Below are 25,736 nucleotides of genomic sequence, written 5' to 3'. Positions count from 1 at the left end.
GGCATGGCAGATTCGATCCATCCAGACCGTCCGCAGCTGTCGCAGCAGCGCGGACCGGTGGTGATGCGGCGCAACCAGGTGCAGCAGTCCACCTCCGAGCAGCGGCTGCTGGACAGCAGGGGACCGTCGGACTGGGTGCACACCGACCCGTGGCGGGTGCTGCGGATCCAGTCGGAGTTCATCGAGGGCTTCGGCATGCTCGCCGAGCTCGGTCCGGCGATCAGCGTGTTCGGCTCCGCGCGGACCCGGCCGGACGACCCGATGTACGCCGCGGCGGAGGAGGTCGGGCGCAAGCTGGTCGGCGCCGGCTACGCGGTGATCACCGGCGGTGGGCCGGGCGTGATGGAGGCGGCCAACAAGGGCGCCTCCGAGGCCGGTGGGGTGTCGGTCGGGCTCGGCATCGAGCTGCCCTTCGAGAGCGGCCTGAACGAGTGGGTCGACATCGGGATGAACTTCCGGTACTTCTTCACCCGCAAGACGATGTTCGTCAAGTACGCGCAGGGCTTCGTGGTGATGCCCGGCGGGTTCGGCACGCTGGACGAGCTGTTCGAGGCGCTGACGCTGGCCCAGACCCGCAAGGTCACCTCGTTCCCGGTGGTGCTGTTCGGTACGTCGTACTGGAGCGGGCTGGTGGACTGGTTGCGCGAGACCATGCTTGCCGACGGCAAGATCTCGGCGGCGGACCTGGAGATGTTCACGCTCACCGACGACGCGGACGAGGCGGTCAGCTACATCGTCAAGGCCGGCGAGCTGGCCGACGCGGCCGCCGCGGAGGCCGCCGAGGTCGCGTCCCAGGACGTCGCCGAGGCGGAGAGCCCGCAGGCCCGGGAGCGCCGCGTGCAGGACCGGCTCGGGTCGGACGGCAGTTGAGCCGTCGCCCTCGGCCCGGCCGTCCGGCGGCCCGAATCGGCGGCGGTTGTGCGTCGATGCACCCCGGCGTGGCACGATCGGTCCCGTGATGTGGTTCTTCGGGCTGGTTGTCGTCGTCCTGGTCGGGGCTGTTGCCGTGGTCGCCTCCGGGCGCTGGGGCCAGATGAGCACGGCGTACGACGACCGGCCGGACGCGTCGGTGCCTGCGCGGCAGGTGCTGTCCTCGGACGACATCGCGCGCACCCGGTTCGGCGTCGGCCTGCGCGGCTACCGGATGGACGAGGTCGACACGCTGCTGGAGCGGCTGGCCCGCGAGGTGGCCGAGCGTGACCGCCGGATCGCCGACCTGGAACGCGCCGTCACGCCGATCCTGCACGGCCCCGAGGGCGCCGGGTTCACCTCCCGCTCCGAGTACGACCTGACCGACTTCGACGACACCGGCTACCAGAAGCCGATCCTCGTCGGCGGGGACTTCCCCGCCACGGACGCCTCCGCCGAGCCCGCAGCCGCCGAAGCCGCAGCTGGTGAGCCCGCAGCCGCCGAGCCGGTCGCAGCGGAAGAGCACGCGGTGACCGCTGCCCCGGAGCCGGTCGTACCGGTGGAGCATGCCGTCGGCGATGACGCCCAGCCGACGCGGGAGGACCAGGCCGCGGCGCCGAGGAGCGAGGCACTGGCGCCGGGGGAGTACGCCGCGGCGGAGGCCGGAGAGTATCCGCCGACGCGCGACCAGCTGGTGGCCGAGCCGACGGGGGCGTCTGAGGCGCAGCTGCCGGAGAGCGGCACTGCACAGCCGTCGGAGAGCGGCGACGCGGCTCAGGTCGCCGGCACCGCCGTGGACGAGACCCCGCGCGGGCGGCACAGTGCTGCGCCCGACGTGAACGTGGCTCAGCGTCCCGGCGGATGAGCGTGGCGCGGGTGGGTTCGGGTCCGACGAGCGTGGCACCTGGGGGATGCGGCCAGTGAGCGTGCTCGGGCCCGACGGACGGCCGCGGTGCGACTGGGCGGTTTCAGCGCCGGAGTACGTCGAGTACCACGATCAGGAGTGGGGCCGGGAGATCCGCGACGACCGCGGGTTGTTCGAGCGGATGACGCTGGAGGGTTTCCAGTCGGGGCTGTCCTGGATCACCATCCTGCGCAAGCGGGAGAACTTCCGGGCGGCGTTCGCGCAGTTCGATCCGCAGGTGGTCGCGGCGTACGGCCAGGCCGACCACGACCGGCTGATGAACGACGCCGGCATCGTCCGCAACCGCGCCAAGATCACCGCGACGATCGCCAACGCCCGCGCCCTGCTCGAGCTCGCGCCGGGTGAGCTGACCGAGCTGCTCTGGTCGTTCCGGCCCGCCGAGCGACCGGCGCCGAAGACGCTCGCCGACGTCCCGGCCACCACCGCGGAGTCGGTCGCGATGGCGAAGGCGCTGAAGAAGAAGGGCTTCGTGTTCATCGGCCCGACCACCAGCTACGCGCTGATGCAGGCCACCGGCATCGTCAACGACCACCTGGCCGACTGCATCGCCCGCTGAGCCCTGATTCTCCGGGTCCGAAGGCAACCCCCAAGGCCGGGATACCCCGCACACCGATCGCCGAACCCGGTCGTCCGCGCAGGTATGCCCTCGGATTCTCCCCGGCCTGCTGCGGAAAACTCCGATCCCTGCTATCACTTCAGGCAGCGGTCAGTAATCCTCTGGTCGCTTTCCGTCACTGATCTGGAGTGAGGCCCGCCCATGCCGAACCGCATCCTCTCGTCCCTCGCCGGACTCGCCGCCGCCGCGCTGTCGGCGTCCCTGTTCGCCGCCGCGCCGGCCGCCGCGGCACCCGCCCCGGAGCGAGTCCAGGCCGCCACCACCACGGTCTCGGCGTACGCCGGGTCGCCGCAGGAGGCGCTGAACAACAAGGCGTTCTACGACGCGGTGATGAAGTCCGCGCTGGCCAAGCAGGCCAAGGCCGGCAACCGGCTGGCCGCGGTCACCGTGCGGTACCGGGTCAACGCGCCGACCTTCGCCACCCAGATCTCCCGCTCCACCCAGATCTGGAACTCCTCGGTCACCAACGTCCGGCTGGTGCAGAGCACGAGCGGCTACGACTTCTACTACACCGAGGGCAACGACCCGCGCGGCTCGTACGCGTCCACCAACGGGCACGGCCGCGGCTACATCTTCCTGGACTACGCCCAGTCCCGGGTCTACAACCCGCTCCGGATCACCGCCCACGAGACCGGTCACGTGCTCGGTCTGCCGGACCACTACTCCGGTCCGTGCAGCGAGCTGATGTCCGGCGGCGGCCCCGGCCCGTCCTGCACCAACGCCTACCCGAACTCGGCCGAGCGCAGCCGGGTCAACCAGCTGTGGGCCAACGGCTTCACCGGTTTGAGCGGCACCTTCAAGACCATCCGCTGAGCAAGCACCAGCACCGCGGCCCGGAGCGATCAGCTCCGGGCCGCGGTCTGCTCAGCGGCCCTCGAACGTCGGCTTCTGCTTGGCCACGAACGACGCGACGGCGTTGCGGTGATCCTCGGTGCTGCCGGTCGACTGCATCTTGCCCGCCTCGAAGGCGAGCGACTCCTCCAGCGTGTGCGTCGCGGAGTACGCCAGCGACTGCCGCACCGCGCCGTACGCCAGCGTCGGCCCGGCCGCCAGCTTGCCGGCCAGCTCGGCGGTCGCGGCCGCCAGTTCGTCCGCCGGTACGACGCTGGTCGCCAGGCCCAGCGTCAGCGCCTCGGTGGCCGGGACCGTGCGCGGGAAGTACAGCAGCTCGGTCGCCTTGGCCTGCCCGACCAGCCGCGGCAGCGTCCAGGAGATGCCGGTGTCGCAGGACAGCGCGATCCCGGTGAAGGCGAGATTGAACCCGGCGGTGTCGGCGACCACCCGGAAGTCGCACGCGAACGCCATCGACGCGCCGGCCCCGGCCGCGACCCCGTTCAGCGAGGCGATCACCGGCTTCGGCATCTCGGCCAGCGCGCGGGCGATCGGCGCGTAGTGCTCGGGCACGGTCGCCCAGAGCGCGTCGAGGTCGTTGGCCTCCAGCAGCCCGATGTGCTCCTTGAGGTCCTGCCCGACGCAGAACGCGCGGCCGGTCCCGGTCAGGACGACGCACCGCACGGCCGGGTCCTCGGCCGCCGCCTGCACGGTGTCGCGCAGCGCGACCTTGGTGGCGGTGTCCAGTGCGTTCATCGCCTCCGGCCGGTTCAGCGTGATCGTGCCGACGCCCCCGGACAGCTCGTACACGACGGAGTCACTCATCGTTGCCAGCTCCCAACCCTCGGTGAAAAATCTCAGTGAACGGTCAGACAGTTGTCGACGAAACGCCCGGCCGCGTGGCTCAGTCGTTCGGCGTGGAAGTCGAAGAACGCCGCGGCCCGGGCACCGGCCCAGTCGGCCGGCAGCAGCTCGTCGGGCAGCCCCGGATCGACGAACAGGAACTTGCGCCACTCGTGCACCAGCTCGGAGCGGACCGCGAACGCCTGCTCGTCGGTGACGTCACCGGTCGCGCCGTCCACCAGCGCCTTCGCCTCGACCAGCCAGGCGTCGTACGCCGCGCCGAGCTCGTCCAGCCGCCAGACCCGCCGGGCGAAGGCCGCCGCGTCGTCGTCGACCGGGGCGCGGAAGCGGTCGGCGGCCAGTCCCTCGGCGGCCAGGATCTGGTCCACCTCGCCGTCGTTGCGCAACCCGACCCAGGCGCCGTCGGACAGCGGAGCCCAACCCAGGAAGGAGAGTTGGTTCATCAGTTGCTCACGGCGACGAGCGTTCGGCACCTCGCGCAGGATGCACAGGTGCCAGTGCCGGTCCCAGTCGACGCGACCCGCCGCGGCGCCGCCGGAGCCGTCGCCGGGCTGCTCGGTGCGGTAGATCCGCGCGGCGGCGTCGTCGAGGCGGCGACGCGCCCGGGCGGTCAGGGCGTATCCGGGCTGGCCGTCGGTCCGGACCGGCTCCAGCCAGCCCTGCCGCACCATCCGCGACACGGCCGTGCGGACCGCCGGCGGCTGCACACCCAGCGGTGCGAGCAGCCGGACCAGGGCAGCCACCGGGGCCCGCGCGCCCCGGGCGCGCAGGTGGTCGCCGTACAGGTCGAAAAGGGCTGATCGGGCGTGCACGAGACCTGAGTCTGCCGTATGGTGCACGGCTCTGGCCTCGGATCGGGGATAATGGGTCGCGATACACACTGCGATACGCGCCGACGGCGCATCACCGCGTGGCGCCGGCGACGGTCACCGCGCGGTGTCGTCGCTCACAACAGATGAGGGAAGGGGTGCGCGCATGGCGGCGATGAAGCCGCGGACGGGCGATGGTCCGCTCGAGGTCACCAAGGAGGGCCGGGGCATCGTGATGCGGGTTCCGCTCGAGGGCGGCGGTCGGCTCGTCGTCGAGCTGAACGCGGATGAGGCGACCGAGCTGGGGAACGCGCTCAAGGCCGTAGTCGGCTGAGTGTTCTCCGCAGGGTGCCGCCGAAGCGCACCCTACCTACACACCTGGACCCCGGTGGGTGCTTGTACCCGGCACCCACCGGGGTCGTTACGTCTGCCCAGAAGTAAGGTCCGGCAGTAGAACCAGGCCCTTTGATCGAATCCAGTGAGGTCTCCTGTGGCTCGCCGTAGTTCCCAGAACGTCTTCCCGACTCTTCCGGCCGTCCAGTGGCAGCCGGGGCTTCCCGTGCACGGGGCCCGCAGCTGGGTGGTCGTGGCCGGTGAGGCCGGACTGCCCGCCGCCGCCAAGGAGGCCGGTGAGCGGCTCGGGGTCGACCTGACCCGGCTGCTCGAGGTGCAGCGGGACACCGGGTTCAGCCCGTCCGCCGGCGCCACCGCGGCGTACCCGCTGCTGACCGGTGAGGTCGCCGAGGTGCTACTGGTCGGAGCGGGCGACGGAACGCCGGCCGAGCTGCGACACGCCGGGGCGGCGATCGCCCGGTTCGGCCGGGGCAAGGACGAGCTCACCACCGTCGTTGCCGAGGGCATCGACGATGCCGGGCTGCAGGCGTTCGCCGAGGGCGTGGTGCTCGGCTCGTTCACGTTCCACCGCAAGACCGTCGACCCGGGCCGCCCGGTGGCCGGCCGGATCACGCTGACCGACGGGTCCGCCGCCGACCGGTCCGCCGCGGTCGCCCGCGGCGTCGTGGTCGGCCGCACCGGCTGGCTGGCCCGCCAGTTCGCGACCACCCCGTCGAACGAGAAGGACCCGGCCTGGCTGGCCGCGCGCGCCACCGAGCTCGCGGCGACCGGTGGGCTCGAGGTGACGGTCTGGGACGAGAAGCAGCTCGCCGCCGACGGCTTCGGCGGCCTTCTCGCGGTCGGTCAGGGCTCCGTCCGGCCGCCGCGGCTGATCCGGATCGACTACACCCCCGACGGCGCCGGCAAGGACACGCCGTACGTCGTGCTGGTCGGCAAGGGCATCACCTACGACACCGGCGGCCTGTCGCTGAAGCCGCGCGAGGGCATGGTGTCGATGAAGCGGGACATGACCGGCGGCGGCTCGGTGATCGCGACCATGTCGGCGCTGCGCGAGCTGGGCGCGAAGGTCCGGGTCACCGGGCTGGTCTGCGCGGCCGAGAACATGCCGTCCGGCACGGCGTACCGGCCGGACGACGTGATCCGGCACTACGGCGGCCGGACCACCGAGGTGAAGAACACCGACGCCGAGGGCCGGCTGGTGCTGGCCGACGGCATCGCGTACGCGGTCGAGGAGCTGAAGCCGGACGTCGTCGTCGACATCGCCACCCTCACCGGCGCGATCAAGGTGTCGCTCGGCGCGATGCTGTACGGCGGCCTGTTCGCCACCGACGACGCGCTCGCCGACAACCTGGCCGACGCCGGCGAGGTCTCCGGCGAACGGCTGTGGCGGATGCCGCTGCCGGCCGAGTACGCCGAGCTGATCTCGACCCCGGTCGCGGACTCGGTGAACAGCTCCAAGGGCCCGGGCTCGATCACCGCGGCGCTGTTCCTCAAGGCGTTCGCCGGGGACGTGCCCTGGGCGCACCTGGACCTGTCCAGCATCGCCGAGTCCCCGCGCGACGAGCACGAGTACTCCCTCGGCGCCACCGGCGCGGGCGCCCGCCTGCTCACCACCTGGCTGACCTCGGACAACCCGGTCGCCGGCATCGTCTGAGCCGGACACCGGACACCGGTCGCCGGACCGGACGACGGCGGGCGGCGAACTCGCCGGTGCCGCCTGCGACCGGACACCCACCACTCACCAAGTCCGGACGCACCGCCCCAGGAGCGCCTGGGGCGGCGCGCGCTCGCGGCAGCTGGGCGAGTTGGTGAGTGCTGCAGGTTCAGCCGCCGATGCGGTCGAGCTCGGCGACGGCGTCGGCCGGGAGCACCAGGTCGGCGGCGGCGACGTTCTCCCGCAGGTGCGCGACCGACGAGGTGCCGGGGATGACGACGCTGGTGCTGGAGCGCTGCAGCAGCCAGGCGAGGGCCACCTGCTGCGGGGTCGCGTCGAGCCGCTGGGCCACCTCGGTGAGCGTGCTCGACTGCAGCGGACTGAAGCCGCCGAGCGGGAAGTACGACGCGAAGGCGATGTTCTCGGCCGCGCACAGCTCGACCAGGGCGTCGTCCTGGCGGTTGGCCAGGTTGTAGAGGTTCTGCACGGTGACCACCGGGGCGATCGCCTGCGCCTCGGACAGCTGGTTCGCGGTGATCGTGCTGAGTCCGAGGTGCCGGATCAGGCCTTCCTTCTGCAGGTCCGCCAGCGCGCCGAACGGCTCGGCGATCGACTGCTCGACCGGGCCTTCGGGCGAGCCCATCCGGAGGTTCACCGCATCCAGGGCGGGCACGCCGAGATGCTCCAGATTCTCGTACACCTGGGCCTTGAGGTCCGCGGGGTCGTGGGACATCGTCCAGCTGGCGTCGGCGCCGCGCCGGGCGCCGACCTTGGTGACGATGCGCAGGTCGGCGGGGTAGGGCGACAGGGCCTCCTTGATCAGCTCGTTCACCACGACCGGCCCGTAGAAGTCGCTGGTGTCGATGTGGGTGATGCCGAGCTCGACCGCGGTCCGCAGCACGGCGATCGCCGCGTCGCGGTCCTTCGGCGGACCGAAGACCCCCGGGCCGGCCAGCTGCATGGCGCCGTAGCCCATCCGGCTGATCGTGAGGTCGTCGGCGAGGGTGAGGGTTCCGCCCGGGGTGGTGCTGCTGCTCATCGCGCTGCCTTTCCGCTGATCGGGCGAACCGGTCGGTCCGCCCGACTCCCACTGTTTGCCGCGGACGGGCGGACGGGCAGTGCCCTGCCGTTCCTGGGACTGCCAGGGCACAGGCAGTGGGGCAGCGGCCGGACTACCGTGGACGGCATGCACAACGGCAACTTGCTGGGCGAGTTCCTCCGGGCCCGGCGGGAGCTCGTTCGCCCGAGGACGTGGGTCTGCGCAGCGTCGGCCTGCGGCGGGTGCCGGGGCTGCGCCGGGAAGAGGTCGCGATGCTGGCCGGAATCAGCTCCGACTACTACCTGCGGCTGGAGCAGGGGCGAGACCGGAATCCGTCCGTGCAGGTCCTCGACGCGCTCGCCGAGGTGCTCCAGCTGGATGCCGACGCCACGGCGTACCTGGTGGAGCTGACCCGGGAGCAGCCGCGGAGCCGGAAACAGGCCGTACGGCGACGGCCGGCCAAGCCCGAGCAGGTTCCGGCCAGCGTGCTGGGGCTGATCGAAGGCTGGCCGAACAACCCGGCGTACGTGCAGGACAAGTTCTCCGAGGTACTCGCGGTGAACCCGCCGGCGGCGGCGCTGTCGCCGAACTACGCGGTCGGGGTGAACCTGCTGCGTGCGGTGTTCCTCGACCCGGCGGAGCGGGAACTGCGGCGGGACTGGGAGGACACCGTCGCGGAAGGCGTCGCGACCCTGCGCGCCCACGTCGGCCCGGACGTCGACGATCCTCGGCTGGTCGAGTTGGTGGGCGAGCTGTCGGTGCGCAGCGACCTGTTCCGTCAGCTGTGGGGCCGGCACACGGTCCGGCCGAAGCGGAGCCGGATCAGCCACCTTCGCCATCCAGCGGTCGGCGACCTGGACCTGACGGCCAACAAGCTGGTGATCAGCGGCACCGGACTGGGGCTCGTCGTCTTCCACGCCGAGCCCGGCTCGCGCAGCGTCGAGCTGCTCGGCCTGCTCGGCAGCCTCGCCGCCGGCACGGCATCGACGCTCGCCGGTGAGGCCGACGACGTCAGCGACCGGACGAGCGCGAAGGGCTCAGTGCCTGAGCAGTGACTGGTAGAGGGCGACCGTGCGGTCGGCGACGGCGTCCCAGCCGAACTGGGTGATGGCGCGTTCGCGGCCGGCTTTGCCCATTGCTTGGGCTTTGGCGGGGTTGGCGACGAGGTCGTTGATGCCGTTGGCGAGTTGGGTTTCGAAGGTGGCGGGGTCGTTTTGGTCGTAGTGGACCAGGGTGCCGGTGAGGCCGTGGTGGACGACTTCGGGGATGCCGCCGACTGCGGAGGCGACGACGGCGGTTTGGCAGGCCATTGCTTCGAGGTTGACGATGCCGAGTGGTTCGTAGATCGAGGGGCAGCAGAAGGCCAGTGCGTGGGTGAGGACTTGGCGGACGTCTTCGCGGGGCAGCATGTCGGAGACGACGAAGACGCCGTCGCGGGCGGCTTTCAGTTCGTCGATCAGGGCGTCGGTTTCGGTTTTCAGTTCGGGTGTGTCGGCGGCGCCGGCCAGGAGTACCAGTTGGACCGAGGGGTCTAGTTGGAGGCCGGCGCGGAGCAGGTGTGGTACGCCTTTTTGGCGGGTGATGCGGCCGACGAAGGTGACGTAGGGGCGGTTGAGGTCGACGCCGAGCCGGTCCAGGACGTGGGTGGCGGGGTCGGGGTGGTAGAAGTCGGCGTCGATGCCGTTGGAGATGACGTGGACTTTGGCGGGGTCGATGGTGGGGTAGCAGTCGAGGACGTCGTCGCGCATGCCGCGGCTGACCGCGATGACGGCGTCGGCGGCTTCGTAGGCTGTGCGTTCGGCCCAGCTGGACAGGCGGTAGCCGCCGCCGAGTTGTTCGGCTTTCCATGGTCGGCGGGGTTCCAGCGAGTGTGCTGTCACCACGTGGGGGATGTCGTGGAGGAGTTTGGCCCAGTGGCCGGCCATGTTCGCGTACCAGGTGTGGGAGTGGACCAGGTCGCTGTTGCTGACTGCGGCGGTCATGGTCAGGTCGGTGGACAGTACCCGCAGTGCGGCGTTCGCGGCTGGTAGGCGGGGGTCGTCCTCGGAGTGCGCGGTGGCACCCGCCCGGGGCTCGCCCATGCAGTGCACATCCACGTCCACAAGCCGGCGCAGCTCGCGGACCAAAAAGTCGACGTGCACCCCCGCTCCGCCGTAGACGTCCGGAGGATACTCACGCGTCAGGATCCCGACCTTCATGCCCCCGACCCTAGATCAGCTCAGCGTCGTGGGCACCCAGAACCGCAGTTTGCCGTGGCGTTCGTCCTCCAGCTCGCCGCCGGCGGCCTCGATCACCTTGCGGGAGGCGGGGTTGTCGGCGTCGCAGGTGAGCAGCGCGGGGTCGATGCCGAGCCGGGCCGCCCAGGGCAGCGACTGGGTGAGCATCTCGGTTCCGTAGCCGTGGCCCCGGGCGGACGGCCGGACGACGTACCCGATGTGACCGCCGAGCTCGAGCAGTGCCGGGGTGAGTTCGTGGCGGATGGACAGGCGGCCAAGCCACTCGTCGCCGTCGGTGAACCAGAGCACGGTCTGGTGGACCAGGCCGGCCGGCAGCTGGGTGTTCTCGTCCGCCTCCGCCTTGATGGCGTCGACCAGTCGGGCGAACTCCTGCGGGTCCTCGGTCCGGGCCCGGGTCCAGTCCTCGTCGAGGGCGTGGGCGCCCATCCACCGCTCGTCCGCCGGCTCCAGCTCGTCCCAGGCCGCGAGGAACGAACGGTGAACGGCAGTGGTGGGTTCGACGAGGGTTGGCATGTACTCAGTGTGCCGACACTCGCAACCGTCTTATGCGAAGGAAGTTCGGCAGCTAAGGTGCGGACATGGCGAAGGCTCCCAGAGTGCTCGGAATCGTGCTGGCCGGTGGCGAGGGCAAGCGGCTGATGCCGCTGACGGCGGACCGGGCCAAACCGGCCGTGCCGTTCGGCGGGAGTTACCGCCTGATCGACTTCGTGCTGTCCAACCTGGTGAACGCCGGCTACCGCAACCTGTGCGTGCTGACCCAGTACAAGTCGCACTCGCTGGACCGGCACGTCACGATGACGTGGCGGATGTCGACGTTCCTGGGCAACTTCGTCACCTGCGTGCCGGCCCAGCAGCGGCTCGGCCCGCAGTGGTACCAGGGCAGCGCGGACGCCATCTACCAGTCGATGAACCTGATCAACGACCACAAGCCCGACATCATCGTGGTGTTCGGCGCCGACCACGTGTACCGGATGGACGCCTCGCAGATGGTCGCGGCCCACATCGAGCGCGGCAACGGCGTCACCGTCGCCGGGATCCGGGTCCCGCGCGCCGAGGCGACGGAGTTCGGCGTGATCAAGACCGCCGAGGACGGCCACGGGATCGCCGAGTTCCTGGAGAAGCCGGCCGATCCGCCCGGGCTGCCGGACTCCCCGGACGAGACGTTCGCCTCGATGGGCAACTACGTGTTCAGCGCCGACGTGCTGGTGGAGGCGCTGCGCAAGGACGCCGCCAACCCGGCGTCGCGGCACGACATGGGCGGCGACATCGTGCCGATGCTGGTTGCCGAGGGCAAGGCCGGCGTCTACGACTTCAAGGACAACGACGTACCGGGCGCGCTGGACCGGGACCGCTCGTACTGGCGCGACGTCGGGTCGCTGGACTCGTACCACGAGGCGCACATGGACCTGGTCTCGATCCAGCCGGTGTTCAACCTCTACAACTCCGACTGGCCGATCTTCACCTCACACCCGCAGCTGCCGGGCGCGAAGTTCACCGACGACGCGACCGTCGGCGAGTCGATCGTCTGCCAGGGCTCGATCGTGTCCGGCGCCTGCGTCGACCACTCGGTGCTCGGCTCGAACGTGATCGTCAGCCGGGGCGCGTCGATCGAGCGCTCGGTGATCATGGACAACTGCCGGATCGGCGCCAACGTGACGCTGAAGAACGTCATCCTGGACAAGAACATCGTCGTTCCGGACGGCCTGCAGATCGGCGTCGATCCCGACCTCGACCGCGAGCGCGGCTTTACCGTCTCCAAGGGCGGAGTCACGGTGCTCGGCAAGGACCAGGTCATCGAGCCGTGACCGAGCCCGGCCGGCCGATCAGCGAGGGCGAGCGCGAGGCGTTCGCCCTGGACGCGGCCGATCCGGGCCACCGGGAGCTGTTCGACGTACCGCCGTGGCCGGACGGCTACTATCCCGACGTCGCGTACTTCGCGGGCAACTCGCTGGGGTTGCGGCCGAAGGCGACCCGGTCCGAGCTGCTGGCCGACCTGGACGCCTGGGCCGAGCTCGGCGTCGAGGGGCACCTGGAGGCCGGGCGGCCGTGGCTGCCGTACCACGAGCTGCTGACCGGACCCGCGGCCCGGCTGGTCGGGGCGCTGCCGACCGAGACCGTGGTGATGAACTCGCTCACGGTCGACCTGCACCTGCTGATGGTGTCGTTCTACCGCCCGGCTCCCGACCGGTACCGGATCCTGATCGAGGACTCGGCCTTCCCGTCCGACAGCTACGCGGTCCGTTCACAGGCGGCGTGGCACGGGTTCGATCCCGACGACGCGATCGTCCGGGTGAGGCCGCGCGACGGGGAGGACTGCCTGCGGACCGAGGACGTCATCGCCCGGATCGGCCCGGACGTCGCGTTGGTGCTGCTCGGCGGAGTGAACTACCTGACCGGCGAGCTGCTTGACATTCCGGCGATCACCGCCGCGGGACACGCCGCCGGTGCGGTCGTCGGCTGGGACCTGGCGCACGCGGCCGGCAACGTGCCGTTGCGGCTGCACGCCTGGGACGTGGATTTCGCCGCCTGGTGCTCGTACAAGTACCTGAACGCCGGGCCCGGCGCGCTCGCCGGGGTGTTCGTGCACGAGCGGCACCACCCTGCGGACGACCGCGCCGGGCGGCCGCGGTTCGAGGGGTGGTGGAGCACGGAGCAGGCGACCCGGTTCGCGATGGCGCCGCTGTCCCGGCCGCCGCGCTCGGCCGAGGCCTGGCAGGTGTCGAACCCGCCGATCTTCGCGATGAGCCCGGTCCGTACGTCGCTGGAGCTGTTCGACCGGATCGGGATGGACGTGCTGCGGGAACGCAGCCTGCGGCTCACGGCGTACCTGGAGCGGTTGCTGGCGGGCATCACGCCGAGCCGGCCGCTGCGGGTGATCACGCCGGCGGATCCGGCCCGGCGCGGGGCCCAGCTGTCGGTGCGGATCGGCGGCGGGCTGCGGGCGGGGGAGCTGACCAAGCGGCTGCGGTTCGAGTTCGGGGTGATCGCCGACGCGCGGGAGCCCGACGTCGTACGGCTGGCGCCGGTGCCGCTGTACTCGCTGTACCACGACTGCCGGCGCGCGGTGGAGGCGCTGGCCGAGGCCGTTCCCGAGACGGCATGACGGAGAGCGCATGACTCAGCGTGTCGCGATCGTCGGAGCCGGCCTGACCGGCAGTTTGCTGGCCTGCTTCCTGGCCCGGCGCGGCCTGACGGTCACCCTGTACGAGCGCCGGCCGGACCCGCGGACCGGTTCGGCCGAGCGCGGCCGGTCGATCAACCTGGCGATCTCCGAGCGCGGCCTGGACGCGCTGCGGCGGATCGGGCTGGCCGAGGAGGTGATGGCCGACGCGCTGCCGATGATGGGCCGGATGATCCACCCGGTCGAAGGGCCGCTGGACTTCCAGCCGTACAGCGCGTCGCAGGACCGGGCGATCAACTCGATCAGCCGGAGCGCGCTGAACAACGCGCTGCTGGATGCGGCCGCGAAGGCCCCGGGGGTGGAGATCGTGTTCGAGCACCGGCTGGTCGGGCTCGACTCGCAGGCCGGGGAGCTGGTCTTCGAGACGCCGTCGGGGCGGGTCGAGGCGCAGGCGGACGTCGTACTGGGTGCGGACGGTGCCGGGTCGGCGGTGCGGGGGCAGCTGGTGGGGGAGGGGGCGCTGGCGGACGACGCCGACTTCCTCGACTACGGCTACAAGGAGTTGTCGATCCCGGCGGCGGGCGGGGAGTTCGCGCTGGACCCGGGGGCGCTGCACATCTGGCCGCGCGGGACGTCGATGATGATCGCCCTGCCGAACCCGGATCGCTCGTTCACCTGCACGCTGTTCTGGCCGTCGGGCTCGTTCGACGCGCTGACGACCGCGCCACAGATCGAGCGGTACTTCGCCGAGCACTACCCCGACCTGTTGCCGCTGGCCCCTGGCTTGGTGGACGACTACCTGCACAACCCGGTCGGCGTACTCGGCACCGTGCACGTGCAGCCCTGGCAGGCGCACGGCCGGACGGCGCTGATCGGCGACGCGGCGCACGCGATCGTGCCGTTCTACGGGCAGGGCGCCAACTGCGCCTTCGAGGACGTCGTCGAGCTCGACCGCTGCCTCGACGACACCGGCGGCAGCTGGGCCCGCGCCCTGCCGCTGTTCGAGGCGCGCCGCCGCGACAACACCGACGCGATCGCCGAGATGGCGCTGGCGAACTTCGTCGAGATGCGCGACAAGGTCGCCTCCCCGGTCTTCCGGCTCGGCAAGCAGCTGGAGCACGCCGTCGAACGTGCCCTGCCCGGCCGCTACGTCTCCCGCTACGAGCTGGTCTCCTTCACCACCACCCCGTACGCCGAGGTCCGCCGCCGGGTCCGTCGCCAGCACCAGGCCCTCGCCGGCGCCGTCGTCCTGGCCCTCGGCGCCCTCGGCACGCTGACCCGCACCGTCCTGAGGAGCAGGCGATGACGACCTTGTGGCGGCCCGAACTGCTCACCGGGGACCCGGCCGAGGCCGGCCTGCTGCGGAACTTCGTCGGCGGCGCGTTCGTGCAGAGCGCCACGACGTTCCCGAAGTCGAGCCCGGTGACCGGGCAGAAGATCTTCGACGTGTGCGAGGCCGACGCCGCGACCGTCGACGCGGCGGTGGCGGCGGCGCGCGCGGCGTTGCGCGGACCCTGGGGCCGGATGAGCGAGCAGGAACGGGCCGCCGTGCTGCGCCGGGTCGCCGACGAGCTGGAGCGCCGGTTCGACGACCTGGTCGCCGCCGAGGTGGGTGACACCGGCAAGTCGATCAGCCAGGCCCGGACCCTCGACGTCCCGCGCGGCGCCGCCAACTTCCGGGCGTTCGCCGACTTCGCCACCACCACCCCGACCGAGTCGTACACGACCACGCTGCCCGACGGCCGCCGCGCGCTGAACTACGCCGTGCGCAAACCGGCCGGCGTGGTCGCGATCATCGTGCCCTGGAACCTGCCGCTGCTGCTGCTCACCTGGAAGGTCGCCCCGGCGCTTGCCTGCGGCAACGCCGTGGTGGTCAAACCGTCCGAGGAGACCCCGTCGTCGGCGACCGTGCTGGCCGAGGTGATGGCCGCGGCCGGCGTACCGGACGGGGTCTTCAACCTCGTGCACGGCTTCGGCCCGGACTCGGCCGGCGAGTTCCTGACCACGCACCCGGGCGTCGACGCGATCACCTTCACCGGCGAGTCCGCCACCGGCAGCGCGATCGCCAAGGCCGCCGCCGACGGCGTCAAGGCGGTCTCCTTCGAGCTCGGCGGCAAGAACGCCGGCCTGGTCTTCGCCGACGCCGACCTGGACGCCGCCGTCGACGGCTCGGTCCGCTCGGTCTTCACCAACGGCGGCCAGGTCTGCCTGTGCACCGAACGCCTGTACGTCGAACGCCCGGTGTACGACGAGTTCTGCGCCCGGCTGGCCGCCCGGGCCGACGCGCTGACCTTCGGCTGGCCCTCCGACGAGGCGACCGCGAACATGCCGCTGATCTCCCACCAGCACCGCGAGAAGGTGCTCTCGTACTACGAGCTCGCGCGGACCGAGGGCGCGACGGTGCTGGCCGGCGGCGGCGTCCCGGAGTTCGGCGACGCCCGCGACGGTGGTTGCTACGTGCAACCGACGGTGGTGACCGGCCTGCCGCCGGATGCCCGGACCAACACCGAGGAGGTGTTCGGCCCGATCTGCCACATCGCGCCCTTCGACACCGAGGAGGAGGCGTTCGCGCTGGCCAACGACAGCCGGTACGGCCTGGCGGGCACGGTCTGGACCCGCGACGTCGGCCGCGCCCACCGCGCCGGCGCCGCCCTGGACGTGGGCCTGGTCTGGGTGAACACCTGGTTCCTGCGCGACCTGCGCACGCCCTTCGGCGGAATGAAGCTGTCCGGCCTGGGTCGCGAGGGCGGCACCCACTCGATCGACTTCTACTCCGACCTGACCAACGTCTGCGTGGAGCTTTCATGACGGCGCTTTTGGCCGGGCCTCCGGCGCCGGCGTGGTCATGGGGCCCGACTCCCGGCCTTCCCTCGTCGCTCAGTCGCTTCGCTCCATTGCTCCGAGGTCCAGGCCGGGAGGCCCCATGACCGTCGTTCCTGGCGCAGCTGTACCGCGCGGGCGGTTTCCGCATGTGAAGGTGGCGGGTGGCTTCGGCTTCGTCTCCGGGACGTCGAGCCGGCGGCCGGACAACACGATCGCGGGTGCGTCGGTCGACGAGTTGGGCACGGTCACGCTGGACATTCGGGAGCAGACCCGCGCCGTGCTGGAGAACATCCGCGACATCCTGGCCTCGGTCGGTGCCGACCTGTCCGACCTGGTCAGCGTCACGACGTACCTGGTGTCGATGAACGACTTCGGCGGCTACAACGAGGTGTACGGCGAGTTCTTCGACGAGACCGGCCCGGCCCGGACGACGGTCGCCGTGCACCAGCTGCCGCATCCGCAGTTGCTGATCGAGATTCAAGCGGTAGCAGCGATCCCGCAAAGGAGCGAGTGATGGTCAACCTGGAGTCGACGAACTTTCCGCAGTGGGTCGAGCAGAACAAGCACCTGCTGAAGCCACCGGTCGGCAACAAGCAGATGTTCCCGACCGGGGACGACTTCATCACGATGGTGGTCGGCGGGCCGAACCAGCGCACCGACTTCCACGTCGATCCGTACGAGGAGTTCTTCTACCAGATCTCCGGCGAGCTCCGGGTGAATGTGATGACCGAGCACGGGCCGGCGACCGTCGAGGTGAACGCGGGCGAGATGTGGGTGCTGCCGCGCAACCTGCCGCACTCCCCGCAGCGTGGTCCGGACTCGATCGGCCTGGTGATCGAGCGAGTCCGCGAGCCCGGCGTCCTGGAGAAGTTCCGCTGGTACTGCGGCCACTGCAACGCGATCGTGCACGAGGTCGAGCTGCAGGTCACCGACATCGTCGCGGACCTGCCGCCGGTGTTCGCCGCCTTCTACGACAGCGAGGACGCCCGGACCTGCCCCGAGTGCGGAACGCTGCACCCAGGCAAGGCCTGATGCCCGGGCCCGCGGTCGACGTCCACACCCACCTCGTGCCCAAGGGCTGGCCGGAGCTGGCGGCTGCCTGCGGCGGCACGGACTGGCCGTGGCTGCGGATCGACTCCGAGCGGGCGGCGATGATCATGGTCGGCGAGACCGAGTTCCGGCCGGTGGGGCCGCCGGCGTGGGACCCGGCGGTCCGGCGTACCGACATGGATGCCGACGGCATCGACCTGCAGGTGGTCTCGCCGACGCCGGTGTTCTTCGCCTACGACCGGCCCGCCGACCAGGCGGTCAAGGTGGCCCGGATCTTCAACGACCTGACCCTGGAGACGCTGGCCGGTGACGAGCGGTTCGTGCCGTTCTGCCAGGTCCCGCTGCAGGACCCGGACGCCGCCTGCGCCGAGCTGGACCGCTGCCTGGCCGCCGGGCACGTCGGGGTGGAGATCGGCAACCACGTCGGCGACAAGGACCTCGACGACGCCGGCATCGTCGCGTTCCTGGCGCACTGTGCGGAGGTCGGTGCGCCGGTGCTCGTGCATCCGTGGGACATGCCGGGCGGTCCGCGGCTGGACCGCTGGATGGCGCGCTGGCTGGCCGGCATGCCGGCCGAGACCCACCTGTCCCTGCTCGCGATGACGCTCGGCGGCGCCTTCGACCGGCTGCCGTCCTCGCTGCGGATCTGCTTCGCGCACGGTGGCGGCAGCTTCGCGTTCTGGCTGGGCCGCCTCGACAACGCCTGGCACCGCCGCGGCGATGCCGTCCGGGGCAGGTCGGTGCATGCCCCGAGCCACTATCTGGACCGCTTCGTGGTGGATACCGTGGTGTTCGACGAAGCCCCGCTGCGCCTGCTGGTGGACACGCTGGGCGAGGACCGGGTGCTGGTCGGCAGTGATTACCCGTACCCGTTGGGTGAGCGACCGGCCGGAAAGGTGGTGCGCACAGCCGACTTCCTGTCCGACGGGCAAAGGCACAAGCTACTGTCCGCGAACGCGTTGCGCTACCTGGGGAGGCCCGGATGACCGAGGACCGCTCTGTGCTGTCCCGCGAGGCCCGCGCACCCGACGAACAACTCCGGTACGGCGGCCACGCGGACCAGGTGATCGACGTCTGGCACGCCAAGGACTACCGCCCCGCGGTCGTCTTCGTGCACGGCGGGTTCTGGCGGCCGGAGTACGACCGCACGCATGCCCGCCCGCTCGGTGAGGCGCTGGCCGACGAGGGCTGGTCGGTCGCGTCGCTGGAGTACCGGCGCGAACCCGGGCAGCCCGATCTCACCACGAGCGACGTCCGCGCGGCGCTGGACCGGCTGCCGTCGCTGATGGACCTGCACGCCGGCTTCGTCCTAGCCGGCCACTCCGCCGGCGGTCAGCTTGCCCTGTGGGCGGCCGCGACGCTCAACCCCGTCGGTCTGCGCGGAGTCGTCGCGCTGGCGCCGGTGGCGGATCTGCTGCTCGCCGACCAGTTGCGGCTCGACGACGGCGCCGTCCAGGACTTCATCGGCTCCGGCGTCCGCAACGACCTCGACCCGGTCCACCTGCCCGCGCCGATTGCGCCGGTCTCGATCGTGCACGGTACCAACGACCAGCGCGTCCCGCTCGCGGTCTCGGAGTCCTACTTCACCGCCCACCCCACCGCCCGCCTGCACCGCCTGAACGGCGTCGGTCACTTCGAGCTGATCGACCCCGACGCCGAGGCCTGGCACGCCGTCATCACCGCACTCACCCGCTTCACCGGCTGAGCGTCGGACTCAGCTCTCCGGGCGTTTGACGGCGGCCAGTAGGCCGTCGCCGCAGGGGAGCAGGGCGGAGACCAGGTCGTCGTCGTCGCGGATCGCGCGGATCAGGTCGCGGACGGCGGTGGTTTCGGGGTCGCGGTGGGACGGGTCGGCGACGCGGCCTTCCCAGAGGGCGTTGTCGAAGGCGACGACGCCGCCGGGGCGGAGCAGGCGCAGGGCCTCGTGCAGGTACGCCGTGGACTCGCGCTTGTCGGCGTCGCAGAAGACCAGGTCGTAGTGGCCGTCGGTGAGCCGGGTGACGACGTCCAGGGCGGAGCCGGCGATCAGCCGGAAGCGGTTCGCCGGGATGCCGGCGTCGAGAAAGGTCTTGCGGGCCAGGCGCTGGTTCTCCGCGTCGATGTCGACCGTGGTCAGGGTGCCGTCGGGGCGCATGCCGCGCAGCAGCGCGAGTCCGGAAACCCCGGTGCCGGTACCGATCTCGACCACCGCCTTGGCGCCGACCGCCGCGGCCAGCAGGCTCAGCGCGGAGGCCGCGCCGGGCCCGATCGCGGAGATCCCGCTGTCGTCGGCGCTCGCCCGGGCACCGGTGACGACGTCGTCCTCACTGGTGTAGTCCTCGGCGTAAGCCCAGGACGCGGGGTCGATGCCGGTGGCGATGATGCCCTCCCAATGTCCAGCCGCTGCGTTCCTCACCAGTCAGAAGCCTAGCGTCCCCAGGTCCCGCTTCCCTGCCTCACGCGCAGAGACTGCGCAGTGCTGCTCGTAACACCGGCTCTTGAGTCAGATATGATCGTGCTGACGAGTCAGAGATCACCCCGGGAGGTGGGCGGTGCGGCGGGACGGGCGACTACGAACGGATGACGTCGACGCCGGCTTCCTTGAAGACGGCCAGCTGGGACTCGTCGGCCTGCGCGTCGGTGACCAGGGTGTCGATCTCGCTGAGCTCGCAGATCCGGGCGAACGCGCGCTGGCCGAGCTTGGACGAGTCGGCCACCACGACGACCTTGGACGCCCGGCTGACGATCAGCTGGTTGATGTTCGCCTCGCCCTCGTGGTGGGCGGTGGCGCCGGTCTCGTCGATGCCGTCGACGCCGATGAAGGCGATGTCCAGCGACAGGTCGGCCAGGATCCGGTGCGACAGCGGCCCGATCATCTCGTACGACTGCGGCCGGGCCACGCCGCCGGTGAGCACCATCTTCACGTGCGGGCGGACGATCAGCTCGTTGGCGATGTTCAGGGCGTTGGTGACGAGCGTGAAGGCCGGCTCGCCGTGCTCGGCGGACAGCTCCGGCCGGGTCGCCAGCGTGCGCGCCACCTCGGAGATCGTGGTGCCGCCGTTCATCCCGATCACCATGCCGCGGCGGACCAGAGTGGCCGCGGCCTGCGCGATCCGTTGCTTCTCCGACGCGAAACGCGCAGTTTTGTAGCGCAACGGCAGGTCGTAGGAAACCGCGTTCGCGACCGCGCCGCCGCGGGTCCGGGTGAGGAGCTGCTGCTTGCCCAGGTGGTCGAGGTCGCGGCGGATGGTCGCGGCGGACACGTGCAGCTGCTCGGCGAGCTCGTCGACGTCGATCGCGCCCTTCTCGGCCAGCGACTCGAGCAGCGTGTTCAGCCGTTCATAACGCTTCACCCGGGGCTCCTCCTCAGCACAATCGGTCAGCCGAACGGCTGCCGGTTGGCACCATTCGATCACGTTCGAGCAGTTTCGACCATTACATCTCCGGAGACGACATGACCGACACCCCGTTCGTGAGCACTGAGATCGCCACCCAGCCGGCCTTGTGGCGACAGGTCTCGGCCGGTTTCGCGCAGTACGGTGGCGCACTGCCGGCAGCCGGTGCCCGGGTCGCGGCGGTCGGCTGCGGCACCTCCTGGTTCATGGCGATGGCGTACGCCGCGCTGCGCGAGGACCTCGGCCAGGGTGAGACCGACGCGTTCGCCGGGTCGGAGTTCGCCTTCGGCCGGCAGTACGACGCGGTCGTGGTGATCAGCCGCTCGGGCACCACCACCGAGGTGCTCGACCTGATCCGCCGGACCTCGCTGCCGACGATCGCGATCACCGCGACGGCTGGGTCTCCGATCACCGAACTGGCCGACCATACGATCCTGCTGGACTTCGCCGACGAGCAGTCGGTCGTGCAGACGCGGTTCGCGACCACCACGCTGGCGCTGCTGCGGGCGTCGCTCGGTCAGGATCTGACGCAGGCCGCCGCGGACGCCGAGACCGCGCTGGCGATCGATGTGGACGAGCTGGCGAAGCTGGAGCAGGTCACCTACGTCGGCACCCGCTGGACCGTCGGCCTGGCGCACGAGGCCGGCCTCAAGCAGCGCGAGGCGGCGTCGGCCTGGACCGAGGCGTACCCGGCGATGGACTACCGGCACGGCCCGATCGCCATCGCTCAGCCGGGCCGCGGCGTCTGGGTCTTCGGTGAGCCGCCGGCCGGTCTGCTCGACGACATCGCCGCCACCGGGGCCACCGTCGTGCACCACGCCGAGCTCGACCCGATGGCGTCCCTGGTGGTCGCCCAGCGGGTCGCCGTCGCGAAGGCCCTGGCGCTCGGCCTCAACCCGGATCAGCCCCGCAGCCTCAGCCGCTCGGTCATCCTCGGCTGAGCACAGCCGTCCAGGCGGCGCTCAAGCGCCGAGCCGGGCGACGCCGACCGGGCTGATCAGGGACCAGCCGAGCCTGCTGTAGAGGGCTCGGCCGTCCTCGGTCGCGACCAGTACGCCGGTCCGCGCGCCCTGCTGGGCCGCCGCTTCGCCGAGTGCCCGCATGACAACTGTGCCGAGCCCCCGCCGCCGGTACGCCGGTTCGGTGACTACCTGGTCGACCACGGCGTACTCCGTCCACAACGCGGCCTGGCCGCGGGCTGCGACCACTCCGTCCCGCTCGACGGTCGCGCGGACGAGCGAGCCGTCCACCACGGTCCGCACCCCGTACGCCGGACCAGGTGGTACGGCAAGCGGCAGTGGCGCAGCCATCAAGTACTCCACTGGTTCCACCGTCCACCGGGCCGGCAACTCGGGCAGCTCGCCGCACACCTTCACCCAGGTCGACGGCTCCCGCAGTCCATCGACCAGTTGCTCGTCGAAGCACGGCAGTACATACCTGACAAGGTGGCCGGGCAGCCCTACGTCGATGCGATAGCCGTTGGCAGCAGGGACTGGGGACAGCGTGCTTCGGGAGACGGACCAACCGTGCACCCACGCTTGCAGGACGCGATCGAGCTCAGTGGGCGAGTGCATCGGCGGGCTCCTGTCGGGTGGTGAAGCTCGACAGCCAGCCCAGGGCCGCTGCAGCGACCAGTCCGAGAGCAACAGCGAGCAGGGCGGCGTCGGTGCCGATGCGGGGGACAAGGAGGCCGCCGGCGGCCTGGCCGAGAGCGGCAGCGCCGACCCGAAGGCTGGCAGCCGTCGTGCTGACCCGCCCTTGCAACGCGTCCGGGCTGTACTGCTGGCGAGCCGCGAACATCGCGGGCAGCATCGGTCCTTCCAGCAGACCTGTCGCCGCGGCAAGTACCAGCAGTACGGCGAAGGTGGACGCCAACGGCCAGGTCGTCATCGCCAGCCCGTATGCCGCGACCGCGACCATTACGACGTACTCCGGCCGCCAGCGGGTCTGCAGCCGGCCGAGCAGCACTGCTGTGGTGACGCTGCCGATCTCCAGGGCGGTCCACAGATAGCCGGCCGCTGACCTGGGCGCTCCCACGGTCGGCATGTGCAGCGGCAGCGTGATCAGCAGGACGCCGGTGACACCCATCAGTGCTGTAGTGGTGACCGTGGACGCCCGGAGCCGCGGAGTACGCGCCAGGTGAGCGAGCCCTGCGACGACCGAACCCAGGAACGGCTCACGGTCCTCGACGGCGACCGCGGCAGGCAGAGCAGGCAGCCGCGCGATGGCGAAGATGCTGAGCGTCGCTGTCACCGTGATGACCAGTACGGCGGCCTCGACGGTGACAGCCGCCGTGATGGTCGCCGCCGCGGCCGGTCCGGTGATCGTGGCCGCGCCGAAGCTTGCCGCCTCCCAACTGTTGGCCTTCGGCAGCAACCGGCCCGGTACGAGGATCGGCAGCATGCTGGTGAAGCCTCCGCTGACCATCGGCAGTGTCACGCCGGCTACTGCGGCCAGCACCGGCGTCACCCAGTGCGGACTGTGCCCGACGACGAGGAGCAGGCTCAGCATCACCGCGGCGAGCACTCCCTGGTTGAGCCCCAACGCAGTCCGCCGGTACGCCGTCCGGTCGAGCCAGGCGCCCAGCAGTGGGCCGCTGACCACCGCAGGCAGCGCGTACGCAGCGCCGGTGATCCCGGCGAGTGCGGCGCTGTCGGTGCGCTCCAGCACCAGCAGCACGAGCGTGAAGGCGACCATCTCGTCGCCGACACGGGCGAGCGTCGCGGCGACGTAGTAGGCCGGCATCGCCCGGACGGCGAGCAGTTCGCGCATCACGGTCTCCTGTAACGCATAGTTGGCAGTTACGCGTTACGCTAGCAAAGGCGTTACGCTCGCGCCACCCGAAAGGAGCCGCCGTGGAGAGCCTGCAGACGCCGGACCGGCTGATCCGGCTGGCCGTCGACCTGGTCAACACCCGCACCCGGGACCCGGAGAAGCTCACTTCGCCGGCCGACGTCCGGCAGTTCCTGCTCGACCACGGCGAGTCCGACCCGATCACGCTCGACGAGCACGACCTGGCCGAGGTGCGGGAGGTCCGCGAGCTGCTCCGGCCGGTCTTCCACGCCGAGCCGGCCGAGGCGGCGCGGATCCTCAACCAGCTGCTCGCCGAGTATGCCGTACGGCCCTACCTGTCGGACCACGACGGATCGCCCTGGCACCTGCACGTCGCCAAACCCGGGGCCACCTGGGGACAGTGGCTCGCTGCGGGTACGGCGCTCGGGCTGGCCGGGTTCGCCGCCGGGCACGGGTTCCAGGCGCTGGACACCTGCGCGGCGCCGGACTGCGAGCGGGTGTTCGTGAATCCGGCGGTCCGGCGGCCGCGCCGCTTCTGCACCCCGACCTGCGCGGGTCGCACCCGGGTCGCCTCGCACCGCGCCCGCCGCTCCGCCGGTCCCGGCGGCTGACCACGCCCTAGGATCAGGCTCCGAGCATCCCCGGGCGTAAGGAGCGCACGTGAGTCACACCGTGGTCGCAGAACTGGTGGCGAACGTCCAGAAGGTCACCGCCCGGGCCGGTGACACGGTGGGCCCCGAGGACACCCTCGTCATCCTGGAGTCGATGAAGATGGAGATCCCGGTGCTGGCCGAGGTGGCCGGCACGATCACCGAGATCAAGGTCGCCGAGGGCGAGGTCGTGCGCGACGGCGACCCGATCGCGGTGATCGAGGAGAAATAGGCCACACCGCCGACCAGGAGGCGCTGTCAGGGCGTCTACTGGACGCAGACCACCGGGAACTTCCCGTCCCTGTGCGCCGTTGGACCCGTCGTACCGGCATCTCAGGGTTCAGCCCGGGTGTCCCCGACGTGCGCAGAGGACGGTGAACACGGCACCATGGTGGTCACGCTCGTTGCCGAGAGGACCCAGGGAGGCGTTGCCGTGAAGCCGGTCGACACCTCCGTGGTGCCTGCCCTGGCCCCCCAGCAGCCGCTCCAGCCGCAGCCGGACGTGCTGCCGTCCTGGGACGAGATCGTCCGGACCCACTCCGCCCGGGTGCACCGGCTGGCCTACCGGCTGACCGGCAACAAGCACGACGCCGAGGACCTCACCCAAGAGGTCTTCGTCCGGGTCTTCCGGTCGCTGTCGAGCTACACGCCGGGCACCTTCGAGGGCTGGCTGTACCGGATCACCACGAACCTGTTCCTGGACGGCGCCCGCCGCAAGCAGCGGATCCGCTTCGACGGGCTGCCCGAGGACGCGCACGACCGGCTGCCGGCCAAGGGCAGCGGCCCGGCCGAGAAGCTCGACCAGGACCAGTTCGACCACGACGTGCAGCGCGCGCTGGACGCGCTGCCCGAGGACTTCCGCGCGGCCGTGGTGCTGTGCGACATCGAAGGCATGACGTACGACGAGATCGCCGAGGTCCTGGACGTGAAGCTCGGCACCGTCCGGAGCCGGATCCACCGCGGCCGCTCGATGCTGCGCAAGCACCTCGAGCACCGCGCCCCGCGGTCCGGCCACTCCCGTGTCAGCGGCCCGCCCGCGGACGGGCCCTTCCCCGGTGGAGGTGACGACCGGTGACCGCGCAGCACCACCCTCTGGACAAGCTGAGCGCCGCCGTCGACGGTGAGCTCGACCACGACTCGCGGGACCGCGTGCTGAGCCACCTGGTCTGCTGCGATTCCTGCCGCGCCGAGGTCGAAGGACAGCGCCGGCTCAAGGCCCAGCTGTCGGCGCTGGCGGCCCCGGAGCCGTCCGACGACCTGATGCAGCGCCTGATGGGCATTCCCGCGTTCTCGCTGGAGCCGCGCGAGGAGGTCCGGCCGGTGCTCACGCCGACCGTGGCGATGAGCCCGCAGCGCTCCGCGTTCCCGGCGGCCCGGACCGGTGCGACCAGGCCCGCCGCGCGGACCACCAGGTCGCGGCGGCGTACCGGCGTACTGGGTGCGGCGGGGTCTGCCGCCGCGGTGGCGTCCCTCCTCGGTACGGCGTTCGTCCTGGGTGACCCTGCACGCGGTGGCGAGCAGCCGCCGGCGCTGCAGCCGCCCGTCGCGAGCTTCTCGGCGGACCACGCCGCCACGGTGGGCAACAGCCCGCTCGTCGACCCGGTCGCACTGCTGAACTCCTACAACGGGACGGGCTACGCCGGGCTGAACCCGACGCTCCAGCCGGTGGCTTTGACGGGTCGTTGAG

29 protein-coding genes are annotated in these 25,736 nt (G+C 71.2%); 20 read left to right on the top strand and 9 right to left on the bottom strand.

The features are described 5' to 3' along the window. Positions 1 to 3 precede the first annotated feature (3 nt). From KFLA_RS27315 to snpA, 4 genes are all read left to right on the top strand, one after another. Complete coding sequence (locus KFLA_RS27315; protein WP_012923072.1) at positions 4 to 870, top strand: LOG family protein; 867 nt, start codon at positions 4 to 6, stop codon at positions 868 to 870. An 88-nt stretch (positions 871 to 958) separates the two neighbouring features. Continuing rightward, positions 959 to 1,774, top strand: coding sequence for a DivIVA domain-containing protein (locus tag KFLA_RS35975; protein ID WP_012923071.1), 816 nt, complete (start codon positions 959 to 961; stop codon positions 1,772 to 1,774). 46 nt (positions 1,775 to 1,820) lie between these two features. Next, entirely contained in the window at positions 1,821 to 2,390 is a 570-nt protein-coding gene (locus KFLA_RS27305) for a DNA-3-methyladenine glycosylase I (RefSeq protein ID WP_012923070.1), read from the top strand. Between the two features lie 201 nt (positions 2,391 to 2,591). Then, complete coding sequence (gene snpA / locus KFLA_RS27300) at positions 2,592 to 3,263, top strand: snapalysin (protein WP_012923069.1); 672 nt, start codon at positions 2,592 to 2,594, stop codon at positions 3,261 to 3,263. A 51-nt stretch (positions 3,264 to 3,314) separates the two neighbouring features. Here the strand turns inward: snpA and KFLA_RS27295 are convergent, their stop codons facing one another. Beyond that, the gene (locus KFLA_RS27295; RefSeq protein ID WP_012923068.1) at positions 3,315 to 4,106 is read right to left on the bottom strand and encodes an enoyl-CoA hydratase/isomerase family protein; all 792 of its coding nucleotides are present in this window, start codon (positions 4,104 to 4,106) and stop codon (positions 3,315 to 3,317) included. A 32-nt stretch (positions 4,107 to 4,138) separates the two neighbouring features. Continuing rightward, positions 4,139 to 4,957, bottom strand: coding sequence for a PaaX family transcriptional regulator (locus KFLA_RS27290; protein ID WP_012923067.1), 819 nt, complete (start codon positions 4,955 to 4,957; stop codon positions 4,139 to 4,141). Positions 4,958 to 5,120: 163 nt separating this feature from the next. On the opposite strand from KFLA_RS27290, the gene KFLA_RS36895 reads away from it, so the two are divergent. Together KFLA_RS36895 and KFLA_RS27285 are read left to right on the top strand one after the other, a co-directional pair. Next, positions 5,121 to 5,288 carry a DUF3117 domain-containing protein gene (locus tag KFLA_RS36895; protein ID WP_012923066.1) on the top strand — a complete coding sequence of 56 codons (168 nt, stop codon included), beginning with the start codon at positions 5,121 to 5,123 and terminating at the stop codon, positions 5,286 to 5,288. 156 nt (positions 5,289 to 5,444) lie between these two features. Continuing rightward, a complete protein-coding gene (locus KFLA_RS27285) occupies positions 5,445 to 6,962 on the top strand; it encodes a leucyl aminopeptidase family protein (protein WP_012923065.1) in 1,518 nt (505 codons plus the stop codon). Positions 6,963 to 7,131: 169 nt separating this feature from the next. Here the strand turns inward: KFLA_RS27285 and KFLA_RS27280 are convergent, their stop codons facing one another. Continuing rightward, entirely contained in the window at positions 7,132 to 8,001 is an 870-nt protein-coding gene (locus tag KFLA_RS27280) for an oxidoreductase (protein WP_012923064.1), read from the bottom strand. Positions 8,002 to 8,213: 212 nt separating this feature from the next. Between KFLA_RS27280 and KFLA_RS27275 the strand changes: the two genes are divergently transcribed. Next, positions 8,214 to 9,056: a helix-turn-helix domain-containing protein gene (locus KFLA_RS27275; RefSeq protein ID WP_237706611.1), complete on the top strand. Its 843-nt coding sequence runs from the start codon at positions 8,214 to 8,216 to the stop codon at positions 9,054 to 9,056. Here KFLA_RS27275 and glgA read toward each other — a convergent pair. Beyond that, on the bottom strand, positions 9,039 to 10,199 hold the full coding sequence (glgA, locus tag KFLA_RS27270; RefSeq protein WP_012923063.1) for a glycogen synthase: 1,161 nt from the start codon (positions 10,197 to 10,199) through the stop codon (positions 9,039 to 9,041). The genes KFLA_RS27275 and glgA overlap by 18 nt on opposite strands. A gap of 15 nt (positions 10,200 to 10,214) precedes the next feature. Then, the gene (locus tag KFLA_RS27265) at positions 10,215 to 10,751 is read right to left on the bottom strand and encodes a GNAT family N-acetyltransferase (protein WP_012923062.1); all 537 of its coding nucleotides are present in this window, start codon (positions 10,749 to 10,751) and stop codon (positions 10,215 to 10,217) included. A gap of 65 nt (positions 10,752 to 10,816) precedes the next feature. Here KFLA_RS27265 and glgC point away from each other — a divergent pair, with 65 nt between their 5' ends. From glgC to KFLA_RS27225, 8 genes are all read left to right on the top strand, one after another. Beyond that, positions 10,817 to 12,043 (top strand): glucose-1-phosphate adenylyltransferase, encoded by a 1,227-nt coding sequence (gene glgC / locus KFLA_RS27260; RefSeq protein ID WP_012923061.1) that lies wholly within the window; start codon positions 10,817 to 10,819, stop codon positions 12,041 to 12,043. Beyond that, positions 12,040 to 13,341: a kynureninase gene (kynU, locus tag KFLA_RS27255; protein ID WP_012923060.1), complete on the top strand. Its 1,302-nt coding sequence runs from the start codon at positions 12,040 to 12,042 to the stop codon at positions 13,339 to 13,341. The genes glgC and kynU overlap by 4 nt, the downstream gene beginning before the upstream one ends. A 10-nt stretch (positions 13,342 to 13,351) precedes the next feature. Then, a complete protein-coding gene (locus KFLA_RS27250) occupies positions 13,352 to 14,665 on the top strand; it encodes an FAD-dependent oxidoreductase (protein ID WP_012923059.1) in 1,314 nt (437 codons plus the stop codon). Further along, positions 14,662 to 16,167, top strand: coding sequence for a 2-hydroxymuconic semialdehyde dehydrogenase (locus KFLA_RS27245; RefSeq protein ID WP_012923058.1), 1,506 nt, complete (start codon positions 14,662 to 14,664; stop codon positions 16,165 to 16,167). The genes KFLA_RS27250 and KFLA_RS27245 overlap by 4 nt, the downstream gene beginning before the upstream one ends. Positions 16,168 to 16,282: 115 nt before the next feature. After that, positions 16,283 to 16,696, top strand: a complete 414-nt coding sequence (locus tag KFLA_RS27240) for a RidA family protein (RefSeq protein ID WP_012923057.1) — start codon at positions 16,283 to 16,285, stop codon at positions 16,694 to 16,696. Then, on the top strand, positions 16,696 to 17,214 hold the full coding sequence (locus KFLA_RS27235) for a 3-hydroxyanthranilate 3,4-dioxygenase (RefSeq protein ID WP_012923056.1): 519 nt from the start codon (positions 16,696 to 16,698) through the stop codon (positions 17,212 to 17,214). The genes KFLA_RS27240 and KFLA_RS27235 overlap by 1 nt, the downstream gene beginning before the upstream one ends. After that, positions 17,214 to 18,218, top strand: a complete 1,005-nt coding sequence (locus KFLA_RS27230) for an amidohydrolase family protein (RefSeq protein ID WP_012923055.1) — start codon at positions 17,214 to 17,216, stop codon at positions 18,216 to 18,218. Before KFLA_RS27235 ends, KFLA_RS27230 begins: the two co-directional genes overlap by 1 nt. Beyond that, on the top strand, positions 18,215 to 18,937 hold the full coding sequence (locus KFLA_RS27225; RefSeq protein WP_012923054.1) for an alpha/beta hydrolase family protein: 723 nt from the start codon (positions 18,215 to 18,217) through the stop codon (positions 18,935 to 18,937). Before KFLA_RS27230 ends, KFLA_RS27225 begins: the two co-directional genes overlap by 4 nt. A 9-nt stretch (positions 18,938 to 18,946) precedes the next feature. Here KFLA_RS27225 and KFLA_RS27220 read toward each other — a convergent pair whose 3' ends face one another. Together KFLA_RS27220 and KFLA_RS27215 are read right to left on the bottom strand one after the other, a co-directional pair. Next, the gene (locus tag KFLA_RS27220) at positions 18,947 to 19,627 is read right to left on the bottom strand and encodes an O-methyltransferase (protein WP_012923053.1); all 681 of its coding nucleotides are present in this window, start codon (positions 19,625 to 19,627) and stop codon (positions 18,947 to 18,949) included. A gap of 154 nt (positions 19,628 to 19,781) precedes the next feature. After that, positions 19,782 to 20,564, bottom strand: a complete 783-nt coding sequence (locus KFLA_RS27215; RefSeq protein ID WP_012923052.1) for a DeoR/GlpR family DNA-binding transcription regulator — start codon at positions 20,562 to 20,564, stop codon at positions 19,782 to 19,784. Positions 20,565 to 20,665: 101 nt separating this feature from the next. Here KFLA_RS27215 and KFLA_RS27210 point away from each other — a divergent pair, with 101 nt between their 5' ends. Next, positions 20,666 to 21,547, top strand: a complete 882-nt coding sequence (locus KFLA_RS27210) for an SIS domain-containing protein (protein ID WP_012923051.1) — start codon at positions 20,666 to 20,668, stop codon at positions 21,545 to 21,547. Between the two features lie 21 nt (positions 21,548 to 21,568). Here the strand turns inward: KFLA_RS27210 and KFLA_RS27205 are convergent, their stop codons facing one another. Continuing rightward, positions 21,569 to 22,180, bottom strand: coding sequence for a GNAT family N-acetyltransferase (locus KFLA_RS27205; RefSeq protein ID WP_012923050.1), 612 nt, complete (start codon positions 22,178 to 22,180; stop codon positions 21,569 to 21,571). Then, positions 22,164 to 23,378 carry an MFS transporter gene (locus KFLA_RS27200; protein ID WP_012923049.1) on the bottom strand — a complete coding sequence of 405 codons (1,215 nt, stop codon included), beginning with the start codon at positions 23,376 to 23,378 and terminating at the stop codon, positions 22,164 to 22,166. Before KFLA_RS27200 ends, KFLA_RS27205 begins: the two co-directional genes overlap by 17 nt. A gap of 83 nt (positions 23,379 to 23,461) precedes the next feature. On the opposite strand from KFLA_RS27200, the gene KFLA_RS27195 reads away from it, so the two are divergent. The 4 genes from KFLA_RS27195 (at position 23,462) to KFLA_RS27180 (ending at position 25,735) form a co-directional block, all read left to right on the top strand. After that, the gene (locus tag KFLA_RS27195; protein ID WP_012923048.1) at positions 23,462 to 24,010 is read left to right on the top strand and encodes a CGNR zinc finger domain-containing protein; all 549 of its coding nucleotides are present in this window, start codon (positions 23,462 to 23,464) and stop codon (positions 24,008 to 24,010) included. Between the two features lie 49 nt (positions 24,011 to 24,059). Beyond that, positions 24,060 to 24,281 carry a biotin/lipoyl-binding carrier protein gene (locus KFLA_RS27190; RefSeq protein ID WP_012923047.1) on the top strand — a complete coding sequence of 74 codons (222 nt, stop codon included), beginning with the start codon at positions 24,060 to 24,062 and terminating at the stop codon, positions 24,279 to 24,281. Between the two features lie 156 nt (positions 24,282 to 24,437). Next, on the top strand, positions 24,438 to 25,124 hold the full coding sequence (gene sigE, locus KFLA_RS27185; protein ID WP_012923046.1) for an RNA polymerase sigma factor SigE: 687 nt from the start codon (positions 24,438 to 24,440) through the stop codon (positions 25,122 to 25,124). Then, positions 25,121 to 25,735: an anti-sigma factor family protein gene (locus KFLA_RS27180; RefSeq protein ID WP_012923045.1), complete on the top strand. Its 615-nt coding sequence runs from the start codon at positions 25,121 to 25,123 to the stop codon at positions 25,733 to 25,735. The genes sigE and KFLA_RS27180 overlap by 4 nt, the downstream gene beginning before the upstream one ends. Position 25,736 lies beyond the last annotated feature (1 nt).

This window comes from Kribbella flavida DSM 17836, from assembly GCF_000024345.1.
GTDB classification, from domain to species: Bacteria; Actinomycetota; Actinomycetes; order Propionibacteriales; family Kribbellaceae; genus Kribbella; species Kribbella flavida.
The sequence above is the reverse complement of the archived record's forward strand: the minus strand, read 5'-3'. Positions and strand labels throughout refer to the sequence as shown.

What these genes read in the sequence shown, in the direction of transcription:
- KFLA_RS27205 (WP_012923050.1), bottom strand. Translation starts at nt 22,180, where the DNA reads ATGCACTCGCCCACTGAGCTCGATCGCGTCCTGCAAGCGTGGGTGCAC.
- KFLA_RS27210 (WP_012923051.1), top strand. Translation starts at nt 20,666, where the DNA reads ATGACCGACACCCCGTTCGTGAGCACTGAGATCGCCACCCAGCCGGCC.
- KFLA_RS27295 (WP_012923068.1), bottom strand. Translation starts at nt 4,106, where the DNA reads ATGAGTGACTCCGTCGTGTACGAGCTGTCCGGGGGCGTCGGCACGATC.
- KFLA_RS27240 (WP_012923057.1), top strand. Translation starts at nt 16,283, where the DNA reads ATGACCGTCGTTCCTGGCGCAGCTGTACCGCGCGGGCGGTTTCCGCAT.
- glgC (WP_012923061.1), top strand. Translation starts at nt 10,817, where the DNA reads ATGGCGAAGGCTCCCAGAGTGCTCGGAATCGTGCTGGCCGGTGGCGAG.
- glgA (WP_012923063.1), bottom strand. Translation starts at nt 10,199, where the DNA reads ATGAAGGTCGGGATCCTGACGCGTGAGTATCCTCCGGACGTCTACGGC.
- sigE (WP_012923046.1), top strand. Translation starts at nt 24,438, where the DNA reads ATGGTGGTCACGCTCGTTGCCGAGAGGACCCAGGGAGGCGTTGCCGTG.
- KFLA_RS27245 (WP_012923058.1), top strand. Translation starts at nt 14,662, where the DNA reads ATGACGACCTTGTGGCGGCCCGAACTGCTCACCGGGGACCCGGCCGAG.
- KFLA_RS27235 (WP_012923056.1), top strand. Translation starts at nt 16,696, where the DNA reads ATGGTCAACCTGGAGTCGACGAACTTTCCGCAGTGGGTCGAGCAGAAC.
- KFLA_RS27280 (WP_012923064.1), bottom strand. Translation starts at nt 8,001, where the DNA reads ATGAGCAGCAGCACCACCCCGGGCGGAACCCTCACCCTCGCCGACGAC.
- KFLA_RS27250 (WP_012923059.1), top strand. Translation starts at nt 13,352, where the DNA reads ATGACTCAGCGTGTCGCGATCGTCGGAGCCGGCCTGACCGGCAGTTTG.
- KFLA_RS27225 (WP_012923054.1), top strand. Translation starts at nt 18,215, where the DNA reads ATGACCGAGGACCGCTCTGTGCTGTCCCGCGAGGCCCGCGCACCCGAC.
- KFLA_RS36895 (WP_012923066.1), top strand. Translation starts at nt 5,121, where the DNA reads ATGGCGGCGATGAAGCCGCGGACGGGCGATGGTCCGCTCGAGGTCACC.
- KFLA_RS27230 (WP_012923055.1), top strand. Translation starts at nt 17,214, where the DNA reads ATGCCCGGGCCCGCGGTCGACGTCCACACCCACCTCGTGCCCAAGGGC.
- snpA (WP_012923069.1), top strand. Translation starts at nt 2,592, where the DNA reads ATGCCGAACCGCATCCTCTCGTCCCTCGCCGGACTCGCCGCCGCCGCG.
- KFLA_RS27315 (WP_012923072.1), top strand. Translation starts at nt 4, where the DNA reads ATGGCAGATTCGATCCATCCAGACCGTCCGCAGCTGTCGCAGCAGCGC.
- KFLA_RS27200 (WP_012923049.1), bottom strand. Translation starts at nt 23,378, where the DNA reads ATGCGCGAACTGCTCGCCGTCCGGGCGATGCCGGCCTACTACGTCGCC.
- KFLA_RS27305 (WP_012923070.1), top strand. Translation starts at nt 1,821, where the DNA reads ATGCGGCCAGTGAGCGTGCTCGGGCCCGACGGACGGCCGCGGTGCGAC.
- KFLA_RS27265 (WP_012923062.1), bottom strand. Translation starts at nt 10,751, where the DNA reads ATGCCAACCCTCGTCGAACCCACCACTGCCGTTCACCGTTCGTTCCTC.
- KFLA_RS35975 (WP_012923071.1), top strand. Translation starts at nt 959, where the DNA reads ATGTGGTTCTTCGGGCTGGTTGTCGTCGTCCTGGTCGGGGCTGTTGCC.